The organism is Streptomyces sp. CAU 1734 (genome assembly GCF_039888735.1).
In the GTDB taxonomy this organism is placed as follows: domain Bacteria; phylum Actinomycetota; class Actinomycetes; order Streptomycetales; family Streptomycetaceae; genus Streptomyces.
Genome location: NZ_JBDQQP010000004.1, coordinates 80,595 through 99,308, shown reverse-complemented (window position 1 = coordinate 99,308; position 18,714 = coordinate 80,595). Strand labels below are relative to the sequence as shown.

Below are 18,714 nucleotides of genomic sequence, written 5' to 3'. Positions count from 1 at the left end.
ACCCGGGGGCCGCCTGCGCCCGCACTGCCCCGGCAATCGGGGCGCGCCCCGGTCCGGCGGCCCTTGGGAGGATCCACTTCCGGGCAGGCTCCGGATTCACCCCGGGGCCGGCGCCGGAGAGGGATCCGTCACTGGATCCACCCCCGACGAGCCGCTTCCGCTCCCGCCCGGAAGCGGCTCGCGGTGCCGAGAACGGACATCAGCTCACCCACCCGGCGGCTGTATGTCCGTGCGGACATACCGAGCCTGGTGGCGGCGGCCTCGTCGGTGAGGCCCGCCATTATCGCCTGGAGCACGGGCCGGAGATGGCCGGGAGCCTTTCCCGCCGGGGTGCGCTGCCCCGGTTCGTCACCCATCTCCCACCAGCTGCTGTGGACGCGCACCAGAGCCTGGACGACCACGGGATCCCTGATCAGCAGCACACCGTTGTAGTGCAGGTCGAGGTCGAGCGGAACGGCGGCGACCGAGCGGTCGGCGACGATTATCTTGAACGGGATGGAGTCCGCGACCCGGGCGTCACCCGGGCAGTGCCAGGGCTCCCGGACATGAGCCAGCCCCTCCCGGGGCGTGATCCGCCGGATCGTGGCGGTCCGGTCGGCCGCCGTGCGGACACACGCGTCCGCGAATCTCAGAAAGTGCTCGGGAACGCCCCGTCCCAGCGCGCCTACCGGGTCGTCGAAACTGAGCAGCTCCCGGCCCGCCGACCGCACCAGGCCGGTGAGAGCCGCTCTGATGTGCGCGTCTCCCCGCACAGGCTGCCCCGGCGTCTCCCGCAGGACAGACCTCAATGCCTCCCCGCCGAGCACACTGCCCGGCACCACCGCCACAGACATGGCGCATCATCCCCCGCAATCCATACCCGCCACAGCCCGTCCCCCCGGACCGGCCCGCGTACTCCATGTACGCACACGACAGCACATCGCGACAAGGGCTGTTGAGGGGAGTGGCGAGTCCTTGCCATCCGGGCCCATTCGCCGGGATTCCGGGTAACTCTTGCTGTGCGAGGGCCTCGTGGCCCGAAGACGCCCGAAGTGACCGTGAAACGCGCGGAGATGACAGTGAACGAAACAGCCCGTCCGCATCGCACACCGCGACCGGTGCGCGGTCCGCCACCGCATTGAGACCCTTCCGCAATCTCCCCGTCCGGTCCCCGGCGCCGGGTCGTACGTCACATCCACAAGTGCCGACGATCCAAGGGGGTCCGGATGATGCTCCGTACAACGACGCGCGCCGGAGCGGGGGCGCGTGCCCGCTCCGGGAGATACCGGGTAATGACGGCCGTGCTCCTCGCCGGAGGGCTCGTGCTGACGGCCGGCTGCGGCGGGGGCGGCGGAAGCGGGGACAGTTCGGCTCACAGAACATCCGAGGGGCCCGGTGGCGGCGGCGACCGGGGCCGCGCACCCGCCGCGGACTCTTGGGGCCGGGGCGCGCAGGCGCCGCCGGAGGGCGCGGAGGGGGACACCGTCCGGGAGCGCACGGACGGCACGGACAGCACCGACGACACCCCGGACGGGGACGACCACGCGGGCAAGCGGCTGTTCCCCGACTTCGTCTCGACATTCGCTCTCGATGTGGACACGGCCTCATACGGCTATGCCCGGCGCACACTGGAGGAAGGGAGGAAACCGGATCCGGCCGACATCAGGCCGGAGGAGTTCATCAACAGCTTCCGGCAGGACTACCCGAGGCCCGAGGGCAACGGCTTCTCCGTGACCGTCGACGGTGCCCGCCCCCGGGGTGCCGAAGGTGAGATCCGGGGCGAGGCCGGAGCACAGGAGGAGTCGGGCGGTGACTGGTCGCTGGTGAGGGTGGGTCTCGCCACCCGCCCCACCACCCGCACGGGCGAACGGCCGCCCGCCGCCCTCACCTTCGTCATCGACACCTCCGGTTCCATGGCCGAGCCGGGCAGGCTCGATCTGGTTCAGGAGTCGCTGGGGGTTCTCACCGAAGAGCTGCGCGACGACGACTCCATCGCTCTGGTCACCTTCAGCGGCAGGGCGCAGACCCGGCTCCCGATGACCCGGCTCGACGGCAACCGGGACCGCATTCGCAAGGTGGTGGAGGCGCTGGAGCCGGCCGACTCCACCAATGTCGAGGCGGGGGTGCGGACCGGCTACCGGGTGGCCGAGGAGGGCCGGCGGCCGGGCGCCACCAACCGGGTGGTCCTGCTCTCCGACGCCCTGGCCAACACGGGGGAGACCGAGGCGGACGAGATCCTCGCCCGGATCGACGACGCCCGGCGGGAGCACGGGATCACGCTCTTCGGAGTCGGCGTCGGCAGTGAGTACGGCGACGCCCTGATGGAGCGGCTCGCGGACAGCGGGGACGGACACACCACCTATGTGTCCACCAGTGAGGAGGCGCGGAAGGTCTTCCGGTACGAGCTGCCGGCTCATGTCGAGCTCCGGGCACGGGACGCCAAGGCCCAGGTGGTCTTCGACCGGGAGAATGTGCACCAGTTCAGGCTCGTCGGATACGAGAACAGGGAGGTGGCGGACGAGGACTTCCGCGATGACCGGGTGGACGGCGGTGAGGTCGGCCCCGGCCACACCGTGACCGCGCTCTATGCCGTCCGGCTCAGGCACGGAGCGAGCGGACCCGTGGCCACGGCGACCGTCCGCTGGCTCGACCCGGCGACCCGGACCCCGCGCGAGACATCGGGTTCCATCGACACCCGGGGGACGGACGGCCCGCTCTGGGGAAGTGCCTCCCAGCGCTTTCAGGTCACGGCCGCCGCCGCGTACTTCGCCGAGCATCTGCGCGACGGACGGCTGCCGGCCGCGCCGGGCCTGCGGGAACTGGCCGAACGCACCGCAGAGCTGGCACGGAGCACGGAGGACCACGAGGTGGAGGAGCTGGCCGAATCCATCAACCGGGCCCGGAAGCTGCGGTAACGCTCACTCGCCGCCCGCCGCCCGCCGCCCGCCGCCCGCCGCCCGCCGCCCGCCGCCCGCCGCCCGCCGCCCGCCGCCCGCCGCTCGCCGCTCGCCGCCCGCCGTGGGCACACTCGGCGAGGGCGCCGGGCCGGCGGAAGTCCAAGGCCGGCGGGGTGCCAGACCGGCGAGGTGCCAGACCGTGGGCGTCCGACGGGCAGGCCGGGGCAGAACAGGCAGGGCGGGCAGAACGGGCGAGGCCCGGGAGCGCGGCCGACGGGCGGCGGACGGGCGGCCGAGCGGTGCCGGGGGACTGCGGCGAAGGGAGTACGGAGAAAGGAGTACGGCCGGGGGAGTGTGGCAGGCCGGGCCGGGGCGGGAGCCTCGGTGGGGCAGGGCGGGCGCAAGTGGCCCGGGTGACTGCGCCGGGGGCGTGCAGCGGCCATGATGTGCGCCATGGCCACCGCTCTGCTTGCACTCGCGATCATCTCGAACGGTCTCTACGCGGGCTTCATGCTCACCTTCCGGACCGGGATCATGCCGGCTCTCGCCCGGCTCACCGATGAACAGTTCGCCGCCGCCATGCGCCGGATCAACGAGGTGGTCCCCCGGCCCCTGTTCCTGCTGACCTTCTTCGCGATCGTGGTCTTCCCGGCGGTGGCCCTCGTGGTCCCCGTCGAGGGCAGGAGCGGCACCCAGCTGTGGTTGATCATCGCCGGACTGGTCTGCGCGGTGGTCAACCACCTCATCACCGTCGCCGGCAATGTGCCGCTGAACAACGCGCTCGCGGCGAGCGAGAAGTCCGGCGAGATCTCGGACCACGAGGCCCGTACCGCCTTCGAGCCGCGCTGGAACCGGCTTCATCTGATCCGGACGCTCTTCACGATCGCGGCCTTCGCGCTGCTGGTCAGCGCCGCGCTGTCGTGACGGTGAAGAGCCCCACCGACTCCCGCGCGCTGGTGACCCCGGTGAACCCGGCGTCCACCGCCCACTTCTCTGCCTGCTCGACCGGACGGCACTTCATCACCCAGAGATTGCCCTCCCGGTTCGGCAGTACCCGGGCGATGAACTCCAGCTGCGGGTGGCGGGTCTGGGTGGTGAAGACCAGGACGCCGCCCGGTGCCAGCATCCCGCGCAGCCGCTCGACGGAAGCGGCTATGGCGGAGTCGTCCAGCAGCAGTTCATAGAGCCCCGACACCACGATCACATCCGGCGCCCGCTCGCAGGGCGGCGGGTTCAGGGCGTCGCCGTGCGCGTAGGAGATGTTGGTCAGCCCGCGTTCCCGCGCCCGGCCCTCCCCCTGTGCGAGCCCGGCCCGGTCCAGATCGCGGCATTCGACGCGGATGCTCCCCGGTCCGTACTCCTCGGCCAGATCCTGGAGGTAGCGTCCCGGCCCGGACGCCACGTCCAGGATGAACACCTCGCCGTGCTGTTCGGCGATCCTCTCGCGCAGGACATCCTTGAGGAGTTCGCGGCGGGCGCGGATGGCGCGCCAGCCGATCGCGTTGAGATACACCCGGTCGATCAGCCGCCCCACCACGAGGGAGCCATGGGCCTTGTCGACATAGACGTAGTCGAGCATCGACCCGCTGTCGAAGCCGTGGCGGTAGCCGATCCTGACGCCACGGCTGAGCCGGCCGGCCGTACCGAGGAGGAGTCGCATGGCCGCCCAGCGCGCGTTCTTCAGTCCCTTGATCATGGGATCAGCGTCGGGCCGGCGCTCCGGGAAGGGCATCCGCCCGGATACTCGGTTCCGTACTGAGTGCCGGCCCGGGGTCTGAGTACGCCGGACCATCCCCCGCGTCCCCGGCCCGCCTCCCTCCCCCCCGGCCCGCCCCCACGCCGCATCCCCGCATCAACCCCCCGCCACGCCCCCGCATCCCGTGCCCCCGCCCGCCCCCGCACCTCCGCGGACCTCGCGCGCACCGCATCCCCCGCGCCCCGCGCCCGTACCCCTCTTCCCCGAGAACCCTCTTCCTACTCCCGCACCTTCGGCGGTCCGGTGATTCCTCATCAACGGAATCTGAGGTTCCGTATTACTGGAACCAGCGTTCCGCCGGCGGCCCGGCCCGGCGTCCGCGCCCCGCGGCCTTTCCGGGCGTCACCGGGTGTATTCCATTCCGTCAAAGAGGCGTTGTCCGATCTGTTCATTCTTTGTCTCCCGCTCGTTGAAAGTACCCCGCAATTCAACGCAGAACGCCCCGCTTCGAATGCTGTCCGCAATCGCGCAACTCCGCCGAGTGCCGCCCGCCGCGATGGTCGGTCATTGACGGTCAACTCTCCGTACTCATCGGCGAATCGGCCCGACTCACCCCGGAGGGCGACCTCGGGAGGGCAAGTCCGAAGGTGCCCTTCCTCGGCGAACGTGCAGATGCACGCCCTGATCACCCGGGAAATGAGAATCCTCTCCTCTTTCATTCATCTGGGGGAATCAGGAAGGACACTCTCCGCATGACGCTTAGGAGAGCCAATATTGTTATCACCCTCGTATGCGCCATGGCGGGGGCCGGATTGATGGCCGGCCGGGTGTGGGCGGAGGGTCCGGGGCCGCTCGATATCGGGCCACCGATTATGGTGCGCCCCCACGGCGGAACGATGCCCGCGGCGACCGCGCGACCCGTTTCGCCCTCCCCGATGGCCCCGGCGGTGCCGTCCGCTTCTCCGGTGCCGAGCGTCTCGCTGACCAGGGCTGCCTCGCCGTCCTCCGCCGCCTCCGGAAGGGATTCCGCTTCCGCTCGTCCGTCACCGTCCCCGCGGGACGGCGGCAGCCCGGTGCGCACCATCAAGCCGCCGTACAGCTGGGACGGCGACAACGCCGTGCCCGAGTTCGAGGACGAGGACGAGGACGAGGAGTGGGACGAGGACGGCGGAGGGGGCGGCAGCGGGCTGCGCCCCGACGGCGGGAGCGGCGGGAGCGGCGGAAGCGGCGGAAGCGGAGATCCAGGGGAGGGCGGCGAGGACGGAGGAGACGGAGAGGACGGAGACCGCGAAGACAGCAGTGAGGACGACTGATCGTGAGACGTCACACCGCGAGCGCCCGGTCCCGCATCGTCGGCTGGATGCTCCTCCTCGTGGGTGCCGCACTCGCCGCGCCCACCGTCGGCATCACCGTGGTCTGGCAGGCGCAGCTCGACAACCAGATGGATGCCCAACTGGAGCGCGAGGTGGACAAGTTGCGCAGGTTCGCCGGAAACGCCACCGATCCCTCCACCGGGCAGCCGTTCCGTGACGGCACCTCACTGGTGACCCACTTCATGACGGTCAACCTGCCCAACAGAGAGGAGACGTTCTTCAGCATCGTCGACGGCCAGGCCCACCGCCGCAGCCCCATCGAACCGCCCGCGCGGGTCGACCGCGTACCCGACGCCGTGATGAAGCTGGCGGCCCTGCACGGTCCGGCCACCGGCTGGCTGGATTCCACGGCCGGCAAGGTGCGGTACGGAGTGGTGCCGGTCCAGGTCGCGGGTGACCCCCGGGATGTGCGGCTGGTGGTCCTGGAATTCCGGGACCGTCAGCTCCGCGAGGAGCAGCGGGTGGCGAAAATGCTGCTCGCCACCGCGTTCGGCGCGCTGATCTGCGCCGGCCTCGCCAGCTGGCTGGTGGCCGGGCGCATCCTGGCGCCGATCCGGCTGGTGCGGCAGACCGCCGCCCAGATCGGTGAGTCGGATCTGAAACAGCGTCTGGAGGTCGAGGGTGACGACGATGTGGCCGCGCTCACCCACACCTTCAACCATATGCTCGACCGGCTGGAAAGCGCCTTCACCACCCAGCGCCGCTTCCTGGACGAGGTCGGCCACGAGCTGCGCACCCCCATCACCGTGGTCCGCGGCCATCTGGAGCTGATGGAGGACGGAGTCGAGGAACGCGCCATGACCAGGGCTCTCGTGGTCGACGAACTCGACCGGATGAGCCGGATCGTGGATGATCTGCTGCTGCTGGCCAGAGCCGAGCGGCCGGACTTCCTCAACGTGGGAGAGACCAACCTCACCGATCTCATCGTGGACGTGGTCGCCAAGGCGAGGGCGCTGGGTCAACGGCACTGGCGGGTCGCGGCGGTCTCCGAGGCCACCGTGCTGGTCGACGGCCAGCGCCTCACCCAGGGGCTGATCCAGCTGGCGGCCAACGCCGTCCGGCACACATTGGACGGTGATCTCATCGAAATGGGTTCTGCGGTAAGGGAAGGACGTGTACTCCTATGGGTCCGTGACACGGGTCCCGGCGTAGGCCCCGTCGACCGGGACCGTATTTTCGGGCGATTCGTACAGGCGGGCCGGGTCGCCTCACCCGCTCAGGCCGGTACGGGCATCGGGCTCGGGCTCGCCATTGTGCGGGAGATCGCCGAAGCGCACGGCGGCACCGCGTGGGTGGAGGACGCCGAGACCGGCGGCGCCCGTTTCGTACTGGACTTGCCGGCGTATTTCCCCTGGCAGAGAGGACACCATGCACCGGATTCTCATAGCGGAGGACGAAGCGGGAATCGCCTCCTTCGTCGAAAAAGGACTGCGAAGCAATGGTTTCGCCACCGAGGTCGTCGGTGACGGTCTGTCGGCGTATGAGCACGCGCGGGCCGGTGCCTGCGATCTGATGATTCTCGATCTGGGGCTCCCCGCGGTCGACGGCCTCACGGTGCTGCGCAAGCTCCGGGAGCTGCGGGTGACCCTTCCCGTGGTGATCCTCACCGCCCGGGACAGTGTCTCGGACGTGGTGGCGGGGCTGGAGGGAGGAGCGGACGACTACATCTCCAAGCCCTTCGCCTTCGAGGAGTTGCTGGCAAGGGTCCGGCTTCGACTGCGCGGGGAGGCCGGGCCGGAGGCGTCCGTACTGCGGGTCGGCGATCTCGTACTGGATCTGCGCACCCGGCGGGTCCATGTCGACGGGCGGGTGGCCGAGCTGTCCGCGCGGGAGTTCGCGCTCGCCGAGGTCTTTCTGCGCAACCCCGATCAGGTGCTGACGCGTGAGCAGTTGCTGAGCAGGGTCTGGGGCTTCGACTACGACCCGGGCTCCAACATCGTTGATGTGTATGTCCGTTACCTCCGGCGGAAACTGGGGCCCGACCGGGTGGAGACCATCAGGGGAGTCGGCTACCGGCTGCGGGCCTGAGAATCGGCGCCGCCGTTCCCGTACGACCGAGCCGCCCTCCGCCCCACCTGGCCTACCCGCGAGACCGCCCCGCCGGGCGCGACCGAGCACGAACCGCCCAACCAGGCACGGCGCGACCCAGCACGAACCGCCCAGCCAAGTCCGCCCCGCACCCAGCCAAGCACGGCACAACCCAGCACGAACCGCACAACCCAGCACGAGCCGCACAAACCAGCACGAGCCGCACAACGGAGCACGACCACCCGCACCCTCGCCCCACCACCCTCCGAGGGCGCCGCACCACCCGCCGCGCGAGCCGGACCGGCCCGGCGGCACCACCACCCCCACCCCCCGGGGCTCCGGCCCCACCCCCACCCTCCACCCCATGAACTACGCGCGTCACTGAGGAACCACCTCCGGCCGAGCCCTTGGCGGCCAGGTCTTTTCGGCCGCCGTCCGCGGTGGCCGAAACACCCGCCCCGACATCCGGGGCGCCACCCCCGAGGCCCGCCCGCACAAGGGCGACAACGTTGTCAGAGCCATGAGAACTCTCTCACTGTGATCTCACAGGTGACTCATCACTTGGGCGCATGCTTCCGGGCCAAGACATCCAGCGTCGGATGTCCCCCCACAAGCCGGCTTCCCCCAGCCGGCTGAGCCAGGAGTGTGCCCATGAAGCGACTGCTCGACAACGCGCGCAACTTCCGCCACCGCGTCGCCCCCGAGAGCGAGACCTTCCGCCGTTTCGCGGCCGGCCAGACCCCCGGAACCCTCTTCATCACATGTTCCGACTCCCGGGTGATCCCCGCGCTCATCACCGGCGCCGTCCCCGGCGAGGTCTTCGAACTCCGCAACGCCGGCAACATCATCCCCCCGTACTCCCCCGAGGGCGAATCGGGGGAGGCCGCCACCGTCGAGTACGCGGTGGAGGTCCTGAAGGTCCGCGACATCATCGTCTGCGGCCACTCGCACTGCGGCGCGGTCGGTGCCCTCGCCAATGACCAGGATCTCACCGCGCTCCCCAGCGTGGCCCAGTGGGTGGCCGTCGCCCGGCCCGGTCTCGCCCCGATGCTCGGCACCCCGCCGGACGATGTGGAGCTCTCCCGCTTCGTCCAGCGCAATGTCATCTGCCAGCTGGACACACTGCGCACGTACCCGATGGTGCGGGACGCGGTGAGCCAGGGCCGGCTCGCCCTGCACGGCTGGTACTACCGCGTCGACACCGCCGAGGTGCTGGAGCTCGACGAGGCCGACGGAGTGTTCCACCGCAACTGAGAAGAGCCCGGGCCTGCCCGGCTTCCCACCCCCCACACGCACCGGACCGCCTGAAATGAGCACCCCCCAGCTCATCGGTCACCGGTGCGGCGAAAGGAACACAGTGTCGACTGAACGAATGCGTCCTGGTGCTGGACGGCATGCGCGAAAGGGCGACGGCAGCGCCGCGGTCAAAACCGCGGACGGCCCCTCCCTCTCCGGTTCCTTCAGTGCGGACTTCACCGCCTCCATCGTCGTCTTCCTCGTAGCGCTCCCCCTCTGCATCGGCGTCGCCGCCGCCTCGGGTGTCCCCGTCGCCCTCGGCATCATCACCGGCATCGTCGGCGGACTGATCGTCGGCTTCCTCCCCGGCAGCAGCCTCCAGGTGAGCGGCCCCGCGGCCGGACTCGCCGTACTCGTACTGGAGTTCGTCACCAACCACGGACTCGGCCTCCTCGGCCCCGTCGTCCTGATCAGCGGTCTCCTCCAGATGGGCCTGGGGATGCTGAAGATGGGCCGGATGTTCCAGTCCATCTCGCTCTCCGTCGTCCAGGGAATGCTCGCCGGTATCGGCGTGCCGCTGATTCTGAGTCAGATGTACGCCCTGGTCGACTCCAAGCAGCTCGGTACGGCCCTGAAGAACATCGCCGGGCTTCCCCAGCTCGCCTCCGATGTCCTCGGCGACCGCCAGAAGATCGCCGCGCTCGCCCTCGGTGTGATGGCCCTGGTCCTCTGCTTCGTCTGGCGGAAGGTCCCCGCGCCGCTGAACAAGGTGCCCGCGCCCCTGGTGGCCGTGATCCTCGGATCCGCCATCGCCGCGCTGCCGGCCATCGACATCAAGAAGGTCTCCTTCGGCAACATGCTCGACGCGGTCGACATCGTCGGCCCCGCCTCCTTCAACGGCATCATGGATCCGGCCGTACTCACGATGATCATCACCTTCACGGTCATCGCCTCCGCCGAGAGCCTGTTCAGCGCCGCCGCGGTCGACCGGATGCACACCGGTCCCCGCACCAAGTACAACGCCGAACTCTTCTCCCAGGGAGTCGGAAACACCATCTGCGGGTTCCTCGGTGCAATGCCCATGACCGCCGTCATCGTGCGCAGTGCAGCCAACGTCCAGGCAGGTGCCAAGACCAAGGTCTCCCGGATTCTCCACGGTGCCTGGCTCCTCGGCTTCGGTCTGCTGCTGCCGGGGCTGCTCGGGCTCATCCCGGTCACCGTCCTCGCCGGTGTGCTGCTCCACGCGGGCTGGAAGCTCTTCAACCCGCCCGCCTTCGTCCACATGTGGAAGAAGGACCGCGGCGAGGGCGTGGTCATGTTCATCACCACCCTGGCCATCGTGGTCGCCAACCTGCTGGAAGGCGTACTGGCCGGGCTCGCGGTCGCCGTCATCCTGGTGGCGCTGCGGATGTCCCGGCTGACCATCCGCAAGGCCACCCAGGGGGACACGACCCGGGTGGAGCTGCGCGGCAACGCCACCTTCCTCCGGCTGCCCCGGCTCATCGACGAACTCGCGGCCGTCGAGGAGTCGGAGCGCATCATCGTGGACGGCAGGGGCATCTCCCATCTCGACCTCGCCTGCCGCAGCCAGATCGAGGAGTGGGCCGATCAGCGGCGCAAGGCGGGTGCGGAGTACGTGGAAGTGCTGCTGCCCGGCGACACCCCCGCGACCCCGGACCACGAGGCCGAGACCGCCGAACTCGACACCGCCGCCGGTATCGGTGACGCGGACCGGCAGGACCCGGTGCACCCGGCACAGCAGCCCGACCGGGCGCAGCTGCCGGTTCCCGCCATGGCCCAGGGCCACTCCCACGGTCCGCAGCCGCACGGGAGCCCGTACGCCCGCCAGCACCAGCACACCGCGTCCGCACACCAGCACGCCACTGTGCACCAGCACACGGCCGGCCATCCCGCGCAGTACGGAGTGGGCGGCGGAGCGGTGAACAACCGCCCGGGGCACCAGCCGGCGCACTACACCACCCAGCAGTCCCAAGTGCATCTCCCACACCATCAGGTTCACGGCCAGCCGTATGCCTCCCACCCGGCCTACAACCAGCCTCCGGAGATCCTGGGCTATGTCCCCGCCCAGGACACCTCGCCGGAGGGCATGACCGGCCAGGGCACGGGCGGGCAGGGACACCAGCCACAGCCCGACGGCACCCACTGGCGGCCCGAGGACGACTGGACGGGCCGGCAGTACGAGGAAGGGACCCGGCGATGAAACCTCTGCGGCACACACTCGCGAGCGCGCTCCACTTACCTGAGCTGCGGCACCACGGACGGCCGTCGCGCCACCCGGCCGGCCCGAGTCCCCAGGAGCGCTACGGATCCGACCGCCGCGGCCCGGACCGCGCCACCGGCGCCGAGTGCCCCGAGCCCGACGGCCGCAAGGCCGGTCAGTACGGCACCGGCCGCTCCAGGGCCGACCGTTCCGGCACCGACTGCACGGGCGCGGACCGTACGCCCGGCGGCCTCGCCGGAGCCGAGGAACCGGTCAACGAGTGGCGGGCCCCCGGCCCCGCCGCCGACCCCGGCCGGGCGCCCTGGGAGTGCGATCAGGACCCGCTCTTCGAATTCCTGCGCGCCATGCACCACTTCCTCACCGCACCGCAGAGCGCCGCGACGGCACCGCCCGTCCGGCGGCGGTACGGGTACGACGAGGGAACCGGCGCCCGGGGGCCGTCCCGGCCCGACCCGTACTGACCGGGCCGACCGAGCCGCACGCACCGGCCGCACGGGCCGCACCGGCCGCGGGGGCACGCCCCCGGAACGGTCCGCGACCCCCGCGGTGATCCGAGCCGACAGACCCCGCCCACGGAACCGGTACTCCCGCAGGGGTTCCGTGAGCGGCCCGGGGCCTTGAGCGAAAGCTTCCCCCACTGGGCCCTGGAGGAGTCCCCTCCGCTGCACCCCCTTGCAGGGGAGGGGACTCCCCGGAAGACCGGTCATCCGGGTGAACCCACCCACCCGGACGGCCGCAGTAAAGGCCGGGCGACCCGTAATGCGGACGGGTCGCCCGCCTTTGCGTGTCCGGCCCCGGCGCGGGTGCCCCCGCCGCACGGCTCCGCCGGCCTTCCCGCCGGCGGGGGGGAAGCACGGAATCCGTGTACGGGTTTCCCGCCGGTGCCGCGAGCCACCCGGAGTTCATCCTCGTACCCTGAGCCGGGCCGACTGCCGGACTGCCGGACTGCCCGACTGTCGGACGGACGGCGGGCGGACGCCGAGGGCGGCCCGGCTCTCCGAGACCGCCCCCCCGCCCGAGACCCCCCGAGCCCGGCCCCGAGCCCGGCCCCGCTTCCGGGGTTCCCCGGCTACAGCAGCCCCGCCTCCCGCCACAGCCGGCGCCCCCGCCGGTCGAAGGCGCCCACCTCCTCCAGGAAGTCCGTGAGCCGCCTCGCCCCTTTGCGCAGCACCTCGCGCCGGTGCTCGCTCTCCCGGATCTGCCGCAGTGCCGCCCGCCGGTTCACCCCGCAGTCCGGGTACACCTCCGGATTGACGAAGGAGCGGACGAACACCCGGGCGAGTTCGCCGGTGACGGCGCGCGTCACCCGGAGCTCCAGCCGCCCCGCCGCGTCCATCTGGCGGCGCAGCTCCTCCCGCGCGTACCGCACATGACGGGCCTCCTCGATGACATGGACACGGGTCACCCCGCGCACCAGCGGCTGAACCCGCTCATCCGGAAAGGTGACCCGCTGCATCCAGTCGATGACTTCCTCGCACAGCAGCGTGAAAACCAGGGAGCAGGCCGTGTTGGAAGTTGATTTGAAAATGCGGGTGAGATTCTGTGTGACGGGTGAAACCGGATAGACCGGCGTCCCCGATTTTGTGAGAAACCGTGCGAACATCATCGAGTGCCGACACTCGTCCGCGATCTCCGTCAGTGCGTAACGCACATGCTTACTGGTGACCGGCTTGTCGTAGATGTGCCGCAGCAGCAACTGCATGACCACGATCTCGAACCAGATGCCGATCGATGCCAGTGCGGCGCCCTCCACCCTGGCGAGTCGATGCCGGCGCTCCTCGGACATGTTCTGCCACAGCGGAGTGCCGTACAGCGAGATCAGCTCCGGCGGCCAGAACCATTTTCCGTCCTCGAAAGGGGAATCCCAGTCGAGTTCCCGGTCGGGGTCGATGCTGTGTCTGAGGCTCGCCTCCAGAAGGCGCTCCGCGACCTCTTCGCGATCCTTGAGGGTGTGCTTTCCGGCCTGGCGGTCCGGGGTCTTCGAAGCCACAATGAATCCTTGCTTATGTCCTACTATCCGATCGAATGGCGGGGCCTCGGCGATGTTTCACTGCCGGGCAACGGTCTTTATATCGGCCAGAGATGACCGTTTCACCCCATCGGGGCCCTGGTGAGGCGTTCGCTCGGAGCTGACGGTCTATCATCACTCAAACGAGCGATGGTGCTGACGGTGACCAGTGCAACCCATGATCGTTGAGTGGGCCGTGTTCACCCATGCCGACACCCCCGCATATGCCCGTGCCGACATCACCACGGCCACCGCGAAACGCGCGTCGCCAGCCCGTCGTGAACTGACCGCCGCCCTATTCCGGGACGGTGGCGCCGATGCCCATGCGCAATGGCGCAAGATCATTTCAACTGAGTTCTTCCGGCATAATCCGGATTTGAGCGTCAAGGACCGCTGGAAGCTTTCCTACGCACGACTGCGGGCCTTCAATGAGGAAATCCGATCGGCCGAGGAGCTGGCCCGCGATCCGCGTTCGCTGGCCGCCATGCATGAATGGGCGGCAGTTGTCGACGGGGCACTCGCCACCGTCGCGGGTATCCACTACAACCTCTTTCTCGGCAGTCTCGTCGACGATGAGGATTCACCGGAGCGGAATCTTGAACCTTTTACTGATCTTCTCCGTACAGGAACGTTCCTGTGCACCGAGCGCGGCCATGGAAATGACGCCGCCGCGCTGGAGACGACCGCCACGTACGACCGCGCGACCGAGACCTTCCTGCTCCACACACCCAACGAGGGCGCCCAGAAGTTCATGCCCAATACGAGCGAGGTGGGCGGCCCGAAGTCGGCGGTCGTCGCCGCGCGCCTCATCTCCGGAGGGCAGGATCAGGGGGTCTTCCTCTTCCTCACCCCGCTGACGGACCGCGGCGGTCCGCTCCCCGGTGTCACCATCGAGTACCTCCCCGACCGGATCGGCAGCCCCGTCGACCACTGCGTCACCTCCTTCGACCGGGTGCTGCTGCCCCGTACCGCCCTGGTGCAGGGCCCGCACGGCAGGCTGCTTCCGGACGGCACCCTGGTCAGTACGGTCGGCAGTACCCGCAAGCGCTTCCTCCAGGCCATCGGCCGGGTCACCGCGGGCAAGCTCTGCATGAGCGCCAGCACCCTCGGCGGCTGCCGGGCCGCCCTCGCCATCGCCGTCCGCTACGCCCACACCCGGCGGATCTCCGGCCCCACCGCGGGCAGCCGGGTGCCGCTGGCGGCCCACCGCAGCCACTCCGCCCGGCTGCTGAAATCCCTGGCCACCGCCTATGCGATGACCTTTCTGCACCGTGCGGTCACCGATGTCTGGGTCAACCATGAGCCGGCCGGCCGGGATCGCGCCGAGCGGCTGGTCGCCATCGCCAAGGGCTGGATCACCTGGCAGGCGCGCACCATCACCATCGAGGCCCGGGAGCGGTGCGGCGCCCGGGCGCTCTTCCCCGTCAACGGTCTGGCCGAGTACCCGGCCAACGCGGACGGCGCCATCACCGCCGAGGGCGACAATCTCGCCATCTGGTGCAAGGCCGGCGCGGAGATGATCTTCGGATACACCCCCTCCGAGCCCCCGCTGCACCGCCCCCACGGCCACGAGACCCTGACCGACCAGATCTTTCTGCGGAACCTGCTGGCGGCGTCGGAGCGCCGCTGGCACCACCGGGCCCGTCTCAACCTCAGATCCGGGCCCGCCGGAGACTCCCTGGGCCGCTGGAACAACGCCTCCAGCGCGGCCCTCGAACTCGTCGCCGCCCATGCCACCCTCCAGGCCGCCGACGCCTTCATCGCCGCCCTCGACAGGGTCGCCCACCCCCCGACCCGGGCCGTGCTGAAGGATCTCTGCTGTCTCTTCCTCCTGGAGGCGCTGGCACCGCGCTCCGGCGAGCTGCTCGCGGACGGCCATCTCGCCGCCGTGCAGGTCCGTGCGATCCCGGACACCATCGAGCGGCTGACCGCCCGGCTCACCCCGCATCTGTCGGTGATCGCCGACGCCTTCCACGTACCGGAGGAGCATCTCGGGGACCTCCCGATGCTGACCGCTCCCTGACCGGCGCGGGCCGGGCGGGCGCTCCCTCCGCTCCCTTCGCCTCCGGGCGGGGGAGGGAGCGCCCCGGGCCGGCGCCGGCGGACCGGGGGCGTACGCAAAGAACCCCGGGGCGAAGATTGATCTTCGCCCCGGGGTCGGAAGGGTGAGTGACGGGACTTGAACCCGCGACTTCCTGGACCACAACCAGGTGCTCTACCAGCTGAGCTACACCCACCACGCGCGACAGCGGACAACTGTCCGATGCGGCACGCACAGCATAGCGGATGTCCGCGTACCGCCGTGCACGGGCCCGGTCGCCCCCTCACCCGCCGGGGCGCCCCGGACCCTGAGCGGCCGCCCCGCGCCGCCGGGCCGTCTCCCAGAGCACCACCGCCGCCGCGTTCGACGCGTTCAGCGAGCTGGCCGAGCCCGCCATGGGGATGCTGATCAGCCGGTCGCACCGCTCGCGCCAGGCCGAGCTGAGCCCGGTGGTCTCATTGCCGATCACCAGCAGCACCGGGCCGCCGGGGTCGAAATCCGCGAGATCGGTCTCGCCGCGTTCGTCCAGCCCGGCGACGGTCACCGGCCGCTGCCGCGCCAGCCACTCCACCACCTCGCGGTGGGAGGGGCTGCGCACCACCGGCAGTGCGAAGAAGGACCCCGTGGAGGCGCGCACGGACTTGGGGTCGTACGGATCGGCCGCATGCCCCGTCACGATCAGCCCGTCGGCACCGAAGGCGTCGGCCGAGCGCACGACGCTGCCGATGTTCCCGGGCTGCGCCGGCCGGTCGAAGACCAGACCGAGGAAGTGATCACCCACCCTGATCCGCGCCAGATCGTCCGGGGGCATCTCCACCACGGCCAGCACCTCGGGGGTGCCGTCGCTCTTCTCGCCCAGCTCCGCCAGCAGCCCGGGGGCCATCGCCACCCGCTCGGCGCGGACGTCGCGCAGCAGCCCCCCGGCCCACCGCGAGACGGGACGGCTCTCGTCGTACAGCAGGGTGCGGATGGTCCAGCCGTGCTCCACGGCGAGGGTGATCGGCCGCACCCCCTGCACCAGGAATTCCTGCGCGCGACCCCGCTTGGCGCGATTGCCCAGCAGGGCCTGCCACTGCTGGAAGCGGGCATTGCGCGTGGTTATCCGTTGTACCGCCACGCTCTCCCCCGCTCCGCACCACCCGGTCACCGGCAGGCTACCCGCCCCAACCGCCGTACGGGGAAGGCCCGATCACTCCCGTACCGCCGGACGCGCCCCCTGATCCGTGAGAGACGGCCTACGTGCCCGACTCCTCGACCAGCCGCAGCGCCCGCTCCTTCAGCCAGGGTTCGGCCTCCGCCGCGTTCCCCGATTCGAAGGGCGGCTGCGGGTCGTACTCCATGGCCAGCTGGAGGGCCATGGCCGTCTCCTCGCCGCTGATCAGGGAGGCCAGGTACAGCGACATGTCCAGTCCCGCCGAGACCCCGGCGGCCGTGATGATCCGGCCCGAGCGCACATACCGCTCGGCGACATAGGTGACCCCGAACGCCGACTCCAGATAGGGGGCCGAGGCCCAGTAGGTGGTGGCCCGGCGGCCCTTCAGCAGCCCGGCCGCCGCGAGGACGAGCGATCCCGTGCAGACCGAGGTCGTCCACCGGGTCCGGCGGTGCGTCCGGCGGATCCACTCCAGCAGCACCGGGTTGTTGATCGCCCCGACCGTGCCGCGATTGCCGCCGCCGGGCACCACCAGGACATCGAGCCGGTCCGTCTCGGCGAGGGAGCGCTCGGCCATCACCCGTACATCGCCGGTGTCCGTGCGGACCGGGCCCCGGCGCTCGGCGACCATCGTCACCTCGGCGCCCGGCAGCCGGGACAGCACCTCGGCCGGGCCGGTGGGATCGAGCAGGCTGTAGCCGTCGTAGAGCAGGACGCCGATCCGCGGCCCGGTCCGCTTCCGCCCCCGCCCGCCCGGACCGCCCGCCTCGGCGGGCCGGCCGCCGAGCCGCGGCGGCGCGGGCGGCCCGTCGTGCACGGACAGGGCGGCGGCCGTGTTGGTGAGGGTGCCGGCGGCGAGCGCCGCGCCCGCCGCCGTTCCCCGGAGAAGGGTTCTGCGCGTGGATGAGGTCGTCATGGCACCGGAGTCTCGTGCTCCGGGGCGCCCTTCGGCCGGGGCATGTCCGGCATCCTGCGAATCCTGTCCCCGCTGATGCCGTAGTGGTCCAGGAACGCCTGCCGCAGCGTCTGCGCGGAGCGGAAACCGCAGCGGCGGGCGACGGCGGCCAGCGGCAGACCGCTGGTGCGGACCAGATGCGCGGCGGCCTCGGTACGGGCCGCCCGGACCGCCCGGGCCGGGGTGGTGCCGAGATGGGCGGTGAAGAGCCGGGCCAGATGGCGGGTGCTCACCCCGGCCCGCGCCGCCAGCGCGCCCGGTGTCAGATCCCCGTTCAGATGACCGGCGATGTGTCCCATCAGATCGTGCACCAGCCGGTCGCCCCGGGGCGGGGCGCCGAGGAACATGCTGATCTGCGCCTGGTCGGCGGGCCGGTGCAGATAGAGCACCAGCTCCCGGGCGACGGTGCGCGCCATGGCCGGCCCGTGGTCGTCCTCGATCATGGAGAGGGTCAGATCGAGTGCGCTGGTCACCCCGCCGGAGGTGTGGATGTTCCCGTCCCGGATGTGCAGCGGGCCCACATCGACGGCGACCAGGGGGTGGCGATCGGTGATCCAGTCGCCGTATCCCCAGTGCGTGGTCACCCGGCGGTTGTCCAGCAGCCCGGCGGCGGCCAGCACATAGGCGCCGGTGCAGACGGAGGCGATCCGCCTGCTCGCCGCCGCCAGCCGCCGCACCTGTGCCAGCAGCCGGGGATCCTCGGCGGCCCGCAGGCACCCCATACCGCCCACCACCATCAGGGTGTCGAGCCGGCCGGTCACCGACTCCAGCTCCCGGCCCGCGCCGAGCGGTATGCCGGCCGATGTGACGGCGTCGCGCCCGCCGAGGGTGGCCAGCTCGATGGTGTAGGGCGGGGTGGCGCCGAACCTGTTCGCGCAGTCCAGGGCGCCGCTGGGGCAGGCGATGTCGATGATCTGCGCCCCGTCGTAGGCCACGAGAAGAAAGCGACGCTGAGTCTCCATGGCCCGATGCGATCACAGGGACCGGGGGTGCGTGGGCCGAACGCGTACGCGAGCGCCGGGCCGTGCCGGCTCCGTACCCCGCCGGAACTCCCTCGCACACACATTCGGCCAACTATCGGACATGTCGGCTGTGTTGCGGCCGTA

Annotated in this window: 15 protein-coding genes and 1 tRNA gene; 9 read left to right on the top strand and 7 right to left on the bottom strand. The window is 70.8% G+C overall.

All coding sequences use genetic code 11. The features are described from left to right. Nucleotides 1-128 precede the first annotated feature (128 nt). On the bottom strand, nucleotides 129-833 hold the full coding sequence (locus AAFN69_RS08785; RefSeq protein ID WP_347727779.1) for a DNA-binding response regulator: 705 nt from the start codon (nucleotides 831-833) through the stop codon (nucleotides 129-131). 438 nt (nucleotides 834-1,271) lie between these two features. Here AAFN69_RS08785 and AAFN69_RS08780 point away from each other — a divergent pair, with 438 nt between their 5' ends. Both AAFN69_RS08780 and AAFN69_RS08775 read left to right on the top strand, forming a co-directional pair. Beyond that, nucleotides 1,272-2,894, top strand: coding sequence for a von Willebrand factor type A domain-containing protein (locus AAFN69_RS08780; RefSeq protein ID WP_347727778.1), 1,623 nt, complete (start codon nucleotides 1,272-1,274; stop codon nucleotides 2,892-2,894). Between the two features lie 435 nt (nucleotides 2,895-3,329). Further along, nucleotides 3,330-3,800, top strand: a complete 471-nt coding sequence (locus AAFN69_RS08775) for an anthrone oxygenase family protein (protein ID WP_347727777.1) — start codon at nucleotides 3,330-3,332, stop codon at nucleotides 3,798-3,800. Here the strand turns inward: AAFN69_RS08775 and AAFN69_RS08770 are convergent. After that, nucleotides 3,781-4,572 carry a class I SAM-dependent methyltransferase family protein gene (locus AAFN69_RS08770; protein ID WP_347727776.1) on the bottom strand — a complete coding sequence of 264 codons (792 nt, stop codon included), beginning with the start codon at nucleotides 4,570-4,572 and terminating at the stop codon, nucleotides 3,781-3,783. The two genes, AAFN69_RS08775 and AAFN69_RS08770, sit on opposite strands and share 20 nt — an antisense overlap. 1,073 nt (nucleotides 4,573-5,645) lie before the next feature. Here AAFN69_RS08770 and AAFN69_RS08765 point away from each other — a divergent pair. The 6 genes from AAFN69_RS08765 (at nucleotide 5,646) to AAFN69_RS08740 (ending at nucleotide 11,912) form a co-directional block, all read left to right on the top strand. Beyond that, a complete protein-coding gene (locus tag AAFN69_RS08765; RefSeq protein WP_347727775.1) occupies nucleotides 5,646-5,885 on the top strand; it encodes a hypothetical protein in 240 nt (79 codons plus the stop codon). Nucleotides 5,886-5,932: 47 nt separating this feature from the next. Then, nucleotides 5,933-7,411, top strand: a complete 1,479-nt coding sequence (locus AAFN69_RS08760; RefSeq protein ID WP_347728089.1) for a HAMP domain-containing sensor histidine kinase — start codon at nucleotides 5,933-5,935, stop codon at nucleotides 7,409-7,411. Next, nucleotides 7,314-7,973: a response regulator transcription factor gene (locus AAFN69_RS08755; RefSeq protein WP_347727774.1), complete on the top strand. Its 660-nt coding sequence runs from the start codon at nucleotides 7,314-7,316 to the stop codon at nucleotides 7,971-7,973. The genes AAFN69_RS08760 and AAFN69_RS08755 overlap by 98 nt, the downstream gene beginning before the upstream one ends. A gap of 651 nt (nucleotides 7,974-8,624) precedes the next feature. Continuing rightward, nucleotides 8,625-9,227 carry a carbonic anhydrase gene (locus AAFN69_RS08750; RefSeq protein ID WP_347727773.1) on the top strand — a complete coding sequence of 201 codons (603 nt, stop codon included), beginning with the start codon at nucleotides 8,625-8,627 and terminating at the stop codon, nucleotides 9,225-9,227. Nucleotides 9,228-9,345: 118 nt separating this feature from the next. Beyond that, nucleotides 9,346-11,430 carry a SulP family inorganic anion transporter gene (locus AAFN69_RS08745; RefSeq protein WP_347727772.1) on the top strand — a complete coding sequence of 695 codons (2,085 nt, stop codon included), beginning with the start codon at nucleotides 9,346-9,348 and terminating at the stop codon, nucleotides 11,428-11,430. Further along, the gene (locus AAFN69_RS08740) at nucleotides 11,427-11,912 is read left to right on the top strand and encodes a hypothetical protein (RefSeq protein ID WP_347727771.1); all 486 of its coding nucleotides are present in this window, start codon (nucleotides 11,427-11,429) and stop codon (nucleotides 11,910-11,912) included. Before AAFN69_RS08745 ends, AAFN69_RS08740 begins: the two co-directional genes overlap by 4 nt. A gap of 608 nt (nucleotides 11,913-12,520) precedes the next feature. Here AAFN69_RS08740 and AAFN69_RS08735 read toward each other — a convergent pair. Continuing rightward, a complete protein-coding gene (locus AAFN69_RS08735; RefSeq protein WP_347727770.1) occupies nucleotides 12,521-13,441 on the bottom strand; it encodes a diiron oxygenase in 921 nt (306 codons plus the stop codon). Nucleotides 13,442-13,637: 196 nt separating this feature from the next. Here AAFN69_RS08735 and AAFN69_RS08730 point away from each other — a divergent pair, with 196 nt between their 5' ends. After that, a complete protein-coding gene (locus AAFN69_RS08730) occupies nucleotides 13,638-15,482 on the top strand; it encodes an acyl-CoA dehydrogenase (RefSeq protein WP_347727769.1) in 1,845 nt (614 codons plus the stop codon). Between the two features lie 141 nt (nucleotides 15,483-15,623). Here the strand turns inward: AAFN69_RS08730 and AAFN69_RS08725 are convergent. The 4 genes from AAFN69_RS08725 to AAFN69_RS08710 form a co-directional block, all read right to left on the bottom strand. Next, nucleotides 15,624-15,696: transfer RNA gene (locus AAFN69_RS08725), tRNA-His, on the bottom strand. Nucleotides 15,697-15,783: 87 nt separating this feature from the next. Then, nucleotides 15,784-16,617 (bottom strand): TrmH family RNA methyltransferase, encoded by an 834-nt coding sequence (locus tag AAFN69_RS08720; protein ID WP_347727768.1) that lies wholly within the window; start codon nucleotides 16,615-16,617, stop codon nucleotides 15,784-15,786. 118 nt (nucleotides 16,618-16,735) lie between these two features. After that, nucleotides 16,736-17,569 carry a DJ-1/PfpI family protein gene (locus AAFN69_RS08715; RefSeq protein ID WP_347727767.1) on the bottom strand — a complete coding sequence of 278 codons (834 nt, stop codon included), beginning with the start codon at nucleotides 17,567-17,569 and terminating at the stop codon, nucleotides 16,736-16,738. Further along, entirely contained in the window at nucleotides 17,566-18,570 is a 1,005-nt protein-coding gene (locus AAFN69_RS08710) for a DJ-1/PfpI family protein (protein ID WP_347727766.1), read from the bottom strand. Before AAFN69_RS08710 ends, AAFN69_RS08715 begins: the two co-directional genes overlap by 4 nt. Between the last annotated feature and the right edge of the window lie 144 nt (nucleotides 18,571-18,714).